6 protein-coding genes and 2 pseudogenes are annotated in these 6,799 nt (G+C 41.9%); all 8 read left to right on the forward strand.

Annotation, left to right across the window (positions count from 1 at the left end):
• Positions 1–1,303: pseudogene (locus D9K81_RS17655) on the forward strand (hypothetical protein); the annotation flags it as partial.
• A 51-nt stretch (positions 1,304–1,354) separates the two neighbouring features.
• Positions 1,355–2,635: a hypothetical protein gene (locus tag D9K81_RS17660; RefSeq protein ID WP_121523974.1), complete on the forward strand. Its 1,281-nt coding sequence runs from the start codon at positions 1,355–1,357 to the stop codon at positions 2,633–2,635.
• Positions 2,632–2,925, forward strand: a complete 294-nt coding sequence (locus tag D9K81_RS17665; protein WP_121523976.1) for a hypothetical protein — start codon at positions 2,632–2,634, stop codon at positions 2,923–2,925. Before D9K81_RS17660 ends, D9K81_RS17665 begins: the two co-directional genes overlap by 4 nt.
• Positions 2,922–3,314 carry a hypothetical protein gene (locus D9K81_RS17670; RefSeq protein WP_121523978.1) on the forward strand — a complete coding sequence of 131 codons (393 nt, stop codon included), beginning with the start codon at positions 2,922–2,924 and terminating at the stop codon, positions 3,312–3,314. Before D9K81_RS17665 ends, D9K81_RS17670 begins: the two co-directional genes overlap by 4 nt.
• A gap of 7 nt (positions 3,315–3,321) precedes the next feature.
• Entirely contained in the window at positions 3,322–5,229 is a 1,908-nt protein-coding gene (locus D9K81_RS17675) for a hypothetical protein (RefSeq protein WP_121523980.1), read from the forward strand.
• Entirely contained in the window at positions 5,222–5,452 is a 231-nt protein-coding gene (locus D9K81_RS17680; RefSeq protein WP_121523982.1) for a hypothetical protein, read from the forward strand. Before D9K81_RS17675 ends, D9K81_RS17680 begins: the two co-directional genes overlap by 8 nt.
• A 2-nt stretch (positions 5,453–5,454) precedes the next feature.
• Positions 5,455–6,534 (forward strand): fibronectin type III domain-containing protein, encoded by a 1,080-nt coding sequence (locus tag D9K81_RS18615; protein ID WP_207667530.1) that lies wholly within the window; start codon positions 5,455–5,457, stop codon positions 6,532–6,534.
• Between the two features lie 60 nt (positions 6,535–6,594).
• Positions 6,595–6,799: pseudogene (locus D9K81_RS17690) on the forward strand (hypothetical protein); the annotation flags it as partial.

Below are 6,799 nucleotides of genomic sequence, written 5' to 3' on the forward strand. Positions count from 1 at the left end.
GATTTCATCGTGGGATGTAGGTGGCGCGAATAACCCAGTTTTGGAGTCATTGGCAACACAGCTAGAGAGTGTAAAAACCAACCAAGTGTCTTATCGTGCACCGATGATTCCAATTCGCGCTCAATCATTGACTTTATCCGCAGTGAAAGTTGAAGGTGGCGTGCTGAATGTTGTGCCAGATGGTTCAGGCACGATTGATACGGCAGACTGCGATGGATTCTTTAACTTTGACCAAGGCTATGGCCAATTCGTTTTTCGTGAAAAAGTAATTATTACTGAAGCGAATCGTGCAGAAATTATGGCGCAGGATTGGTATGTGGCTGAACTTGAATATGCGAAAGATGGAAAGCAATGGATTCATAAGCCGATTATGGTTTTGCCAGAAACTATCAAATACAGCGCTGTAGGATTCAGCTACATTCCCATTGATGCAGAGCTACTTGGTTTATCTGCAGTGCGTTTACCCATTGATGGCCGGGTGCCGATTTTCCGCAGTGGTGAGATTGGTATAGTCAGCGCGAGTAAATCGCAGGAATTGCCTGATTATATTGCGGGAAAAATCTATGCTTTGGCTGATCAACGAATCTCTTGGTGTGAACTTGAAGATGCGAATGGAATGAAAATTCCTTTTGATACGTATACCGTTGACTATGACTACGGCAAAGTAACTTTAAACGGTGATTTTGCCCTGGGGAATCTAACAGGCCCATTGATTGCTAAATACCGCTATCAAGACATGGGCCTTGTACGTGATGTCAAAATCAATGGACAGGTGACTTTTACTAAGCCGTTGACACATAACTATGATCCAGCAAACACCATTGTTGGATCTGCACTTGTGATTGGTGATATGAAATCGCGCTACACACGTTTATTTGTTCAACCAACATGGAATTCTGTGTGGTCGAATGAGGCGATAGGTGGTGCAATTTCAGCAAACTACAATGATGCCTTGTATCCGATTGAAGTGAGCAATAAGGGGGCAATTCAAGAACGCTGGGCTATGGTGTTTACCGATACAACTACGTTCAAGTGTGTTGGTGAATATACTGGTGAACTTGCACAACGTGGCACTACAACGACGGACTATGCACCTCTAAACCCAATCACCAATGCTCCATACTTTAAGATTAAAAAAGAAGGCTGGGGTAGCGGATGGGCGAATGGCAATACAATGCGCTTTAACTCGATCGGGGCTAACCATCCAATTTGGGTGATTCGTACCGTAAAACAGTCGGAGCCAACCGTGCTTTCAGACTCATTCCAAATCATGCTGCGCGGTGATATTGACCGGGTTGTTTAAACTTTAATTCTAATATGACCGCTTCAGCGGTCTTTTTTATGGGCCTTCGCTATGGCGGCAGATGTAGATGTTCAATATTTTAGCCACTTAAATGGTTTAGTTTTGGATAATAAATGGGGTGACATGATTCGGCTTTTGGATGCCTGCTTGGTGAATGGAGTTGAATTGCCAAGTGTGACATCCGCTTCGATTGATGAACAGGGTGATGTCCACCTGACGCTATTTGCACCACATAAAGCCATGCTACTGCAAGTCGTTGAGCTTACTGATTTTGAGCCAGCTTCTTTAAATCAGAAGTATCGAATTAAAGGCGTGCCAAGTGATACGCAATTGATTCTAAAGCCTCATGTTGCGATTACTGAAACTGTAGTTACAACCAAAGGAACTAGCAAATTAGCATCACTGGGTTATGACATCGTTTTTCGTGATGATAAGGATGTGAAGCGGGTTTATCGTGCAAAAAATCCAACAGTGCAGCATCCGTATATTCGTGTCGATGAAACCATCTCTGATGGCACGAACTCTTATAATTCTAGCTACGCAAAGTCAGCAATGGTTGGTTTGCTTGAGCATATAGATCATATTGATGATTTTGATAATCCGGATGTATTGCAACTACCATTTGATCCTGCGAACCCTTCAAAAAACTGGACAATAGAAGGTACTGGGGGGAATTGCATTCGAGGCTGGTTTAAATGGCACTGGGCATACTTAACAAGCCTAGAGAATCATGCTACGCAAGAGGCTGAAAGTAATGGATCAATGGCAGGTAACAGAGGGTTTGCTCTATGTGGCAATCACAACTTTTTTATAGGCTCTATGGCAACAACGACAAATATTGCTTCCTCAAGATTGATTGGTTGTGGAATTTACGACACAAGTCTTCCAGATGATGTTATTAAGCCATGGTTTCTGATGGCAATGGAGGCAAAAATCAAAGCTAGTGATTCCAGCTTAACCACTATACTTGCAACAGGGGGAAGCCCTATTGCTGTTCCTGAATCGGGCAGAGGATTTATTAGCACACGATATAGCCCCTTAACTCCTTTATCCGCACACATCATAACGTATGGCATTACATATAATTCAACAACAGGTCGAGCTGGGGCATTTGGGGGATCAGCTGTTCCAGCTTTAACCATTCCTATTTTTGATACAGATGGTTTTTTAAAAGGGAAATTACCATGTGTATGTTATTCCGGAAGATTGATCTCTGGACTAACACCATTGCTATCAGAGAATTCGATGTACGTAGCTTCAACAATACGCACACGAATAGGTTCTGATACAGGCCCAGGCGGTGTTTATTTTTATTTAGGTGAATTAGCATGAAACCGACGGGCTTTGTTGTTAAGAAAAATGGAGTGATGCTTCAAGACCTAAACGGCCTGATTTATAGCAGCATTAAGGGCTCTATCAACAAGCAGGGAGAGAAATACATAGATGCAATGGTTATACTTTACAATAGGTCGAATCTACTCCCAATTGCAGTAAGCAAGCCAGACATCAAAGGTCGCTATCAATTCTTAAATCTTTATGCAGATTTGAAAACATTTATTGTTGCTTTTGACCAGAAACAGCAATACAACGCAGTCATTCAAGATAATGTGGTGCCGAAATGATTCAACCCTCTTTAAAAGCTGGTCTTGTGCAACTGCGAGCACTGGCTGATTTTATTGACCTGGGGAGCGGAAATGCTTCCTTTGTTTATTATGAATCCGTAAAACCTGCGAGTGTCTTAATCCCAGCAGATGACTCCGCAAAACTTGCAACACTGACATTACCCAAACCATGTTTTAAACGCCTAAATGAAGACAGCATAGAGCTTAAACCAAGCAATGATGTGCTGGCACTTAAAACTGGCACGGTGGTGTGGGCGAGATTGTTTAATGCAAGTGGTGATGGTGTGGCTGATTTTGCAATGGGGACAGATATTATCTTGAATAGTTACGATATTGTGATGGGCGCTACACAGCGACTTGATTCTATCATTTTAAAACCCGTTTTTTAGGTGCCTTATGAGCGACAACTACGAACATAAAAAGCCGTATTCGCTCACAGCATCGTATCTGGATATTGTTGAGCCAAGTGCATTAACAGCCCCTTATGATTTGCATGCTGTTTATGATCCTGACCTATTTGCTGATTATGTTAGGGCAACACTTAGCACGGGGTTTATCTCGGAAATCTCAGGCTTAAATCTTCAGCCAGTTGACAATAGTGGTTATGTCGATGCTTACTTTAACTGTGGATTTGTTTCATTGTCAGTAGGTTTTCAGGACATTAATCACCAACTTGGTGTTGAGCTTGGATTAAGCACTGTCTTTAAAAGGGCTGTAGCGAGGATTGGATCCGCTCAAATACCATCGGCCAAAGCCATTTTAAGAGTCTCGAATGAGGCTCTTTTTTTTGACCAGGGTCTGGTGATGAGCGTAGGTCAAGAAATTGGATTTGATCGAGCACTTACTTTGTCAGAATCCATTCACTCAGCTTTTGACCAAAGCTTAAAGCTGAGTCGGAATAAAAGCATAGATTGGCAAGAGAATTTCAAAATTCGTATTACGCGTGACCTGTATTTTGATGAATCCATCAAACTTCGATTGAACCGTGAATTTACACATCAAGAGATGATCCGAAAGCGACGGAATATTTCGTTTTCACATCAAGTCACACATGTGATTGAAAAGTGGTTTAGTTTTGATTGGGACAAGGGCTTAGAGCTGGTCACGCAGGATGAGATCCCTTGGGATAACGCCAAATCCATTCATTATCGCAAGCATCCGATTGAACCATGGCCAGAGCCTGAAATCCCTCAATATCAAGGCACAGGCGATCTTAACTTTGTGTGTCTTTGTCATGAAGTTGATTCGCATAATGTTGAATTGAACTTTGGGGCAGATGACTGCATTCCAGCAATTCCAAATAAAAACTGGTGGCATATCTTGAATACTTTATCTGTAACTCGCTTGGACAATAGCGATGAAATAGATGTGCTGGATGGAAATTACAGCACAGATCGTAGCCGTTGGTGTTGGTCATACAGCTTGACTGTACCTGCACGTGAATTACCTAAACTTGAACCGATTAATGGCCAGCCCGTGATTTTGAAAATTATAGTGAATGGCAATGAGCACCAAATGCTTCTTGAAAATCGCAGTCGCTCACGGAAGTTTGCACAAGATGTTTATGTCCTTACGGGTCGAAGCCCAACAGCATTACTCTCAGAGCCTTATTCACCTGTACGCTCATTTCTTCAAGAAAACGAACGCACATCGGTACAGTTGTGTCAGGCTGAATTGGATCGCGTGTTTAGCGCTACACAATTGAATTGGCAACTGATTGATGAATTGGGTTGGATTGTTGCAAACAACAGTTTGAGCTATAGCAATTTAGCACCAATTGCAGTGATTAAAATGATTGCCGAAAGTGGCGGTGGGTTTGTGTATAGCGAAAAAAATAGCAATGCACTGATCATTAAACCTCTTTATAAAAAGACCTTTTGGGATTCACTGACTATTGATGATTATGATCGGCTAATTCCTGAAAGTATTGTTACTGCGCAATCTACAGACTATGAGTTATATCCAGACTACAACGGCATCACACTCACAAACGACCGCAGTGGAAAGACAGCTCAAGTCAAACGTACAGGGAGCAATGCCGATACACTTTTGCCAGCTGAGAATAATCCACTCTTTGATCACGTCAGTATGGGCTCTTTCGGGAAATCAAAACTAGCTAAAGCGGGAATGGTAGAAACCCACACCTTTACGATGCCGATCTCATCAGAAATTGGTGAGTGTATGCCAGGAGAAGTATTAGCCTTTAATGCTGAATGGTGGGGCATTGTAGACAGCGTTAGTGTTTCATTCGGCCATGCGGTAGTCAATCAAACCATCAAAGTGGAGCATGTCAAACATGAGTAATGCACTACAGCGATTAATTGGGCTGTTACCCAAGGCACCTGAATTTATTGGCACGATCACCAGTGAAGATCATCCTAATTACAAGGTCTTGGTTGTTGATGGATCGGGCCTTGTAATGTGTACCAGCACAACACGTTACAACCTAGGCGCTACTGTGTTTATCAGTGATGCGGAGATAAAGCGCTTGGCTACAAGCGGTGATGTGATTCAAATTGAGGTGTAAAAATGGCAGGAGTAAGGCTTGAGTTTGCGCAGTTTGGGCACTTTGAATATTTCAATATTTATAGAAATTCAGTTTCAACGGCTATAGAAAATTTGGGCGAGCCGATTGGCATATCGTTAACAATGTATTATGAGGACTTAACTGTTGAGCCAAATCAAGATTATTACTATCGAGCTGGAGTGATTAGAGACTCAGTTGAGAATTTTAGTGAAGAATTCCATGTAAAAACACTCATTGAGTTCGACCCACCATACGATTTGGTGGTTGAATTTAAGAATGATTTAACCAATAGACTCGAATTAAATTGGAAACTAGACGGCTTTGTTGATGAGCAGCGTTATTACTGCTCAGAAACGCCTATTGATCCTGAAAATTTGCCGGTGCCGAAAGCTGTTTTGGCTGGTGATGTGCGGACTTATGTTGATACATCTATAGATGTTGGTAAGACATACTACGTCCGCGTTGGCTCTGTGAAAGATGGTCTTGAGAAGCTTAGCGCTGAACAAGTATGTGTGACAGAAAGGCTGCTTGTTTTTATGCCACTAACTTCTGGAATTAATGATTTTGGATCGCTTGGTTTGAGTTGGAGTAAATTGGGAAGCATTACGCATTCATCTGAAGGCGCATATTTTAATGATGATGTTGCGAGCTGGATCAAGCAGACAACTCATAATTTTGGCTCAACATATAAATTTTCAATTGAATTTAAGCGTGAAATTGGTGTTTCTGCATATTTACCTTTCGTATACTTTACAGAAAATATGGTACGCGGTGATCTAGGTTTTTCAAGCGGAACATCGTCGGCATGGTCTCCTTTGGTTGATAAAGTTTATGCGGATTTTAACGGGGTATCAGCTAATGCAGCATCACAAGTTATTTTAAATGGCTCATGGTACAAGTTAACTATTGAAAGATCTGGTTTGAATATCAAGATTTATTTAAATGACGAGTTGGGGCTGAATATTAATCTTACGGAAACACCACACTCTAAAGCGGCGACTATGCTTGGGCACGCGCCAGCAACAACGCCGAACAAATTTAAAGGCTGGTTGAGAAATTTCAAAGTTTACGATTTAACTTAAGCAATCAAAAAAATAGCACCTTCGGGTGCTTTTTTATTGCCAAAAATTAAGGGGAAATAAATGGAGCCAGTCTCTACAAGTGGTATTGCTACGTTTTTAAAGTTTTATGGAGCTGCAGTGGCTGTGACATTAGCCATCTGTCTGGTTGCAACTGTTGTCATCATGATGAGGCTTCCACGCTCACCACAAGAGTGGGCTGTGGGGCTAATTTGTACTGTGGTATCCAGTCTGACTGGAGGTGCTTTTATCATTGTGAAATGGGGCT

This window comes from Acinetobacter chengduensis (genome assembly GCF_003664645.1).
Lineage (GTDB): Bacteria > Pseudomonadota > Gammaproteobacteria > Pseudomonadales > Moraxellaceae > Acinetobacter > Acinetobacter chengduensis.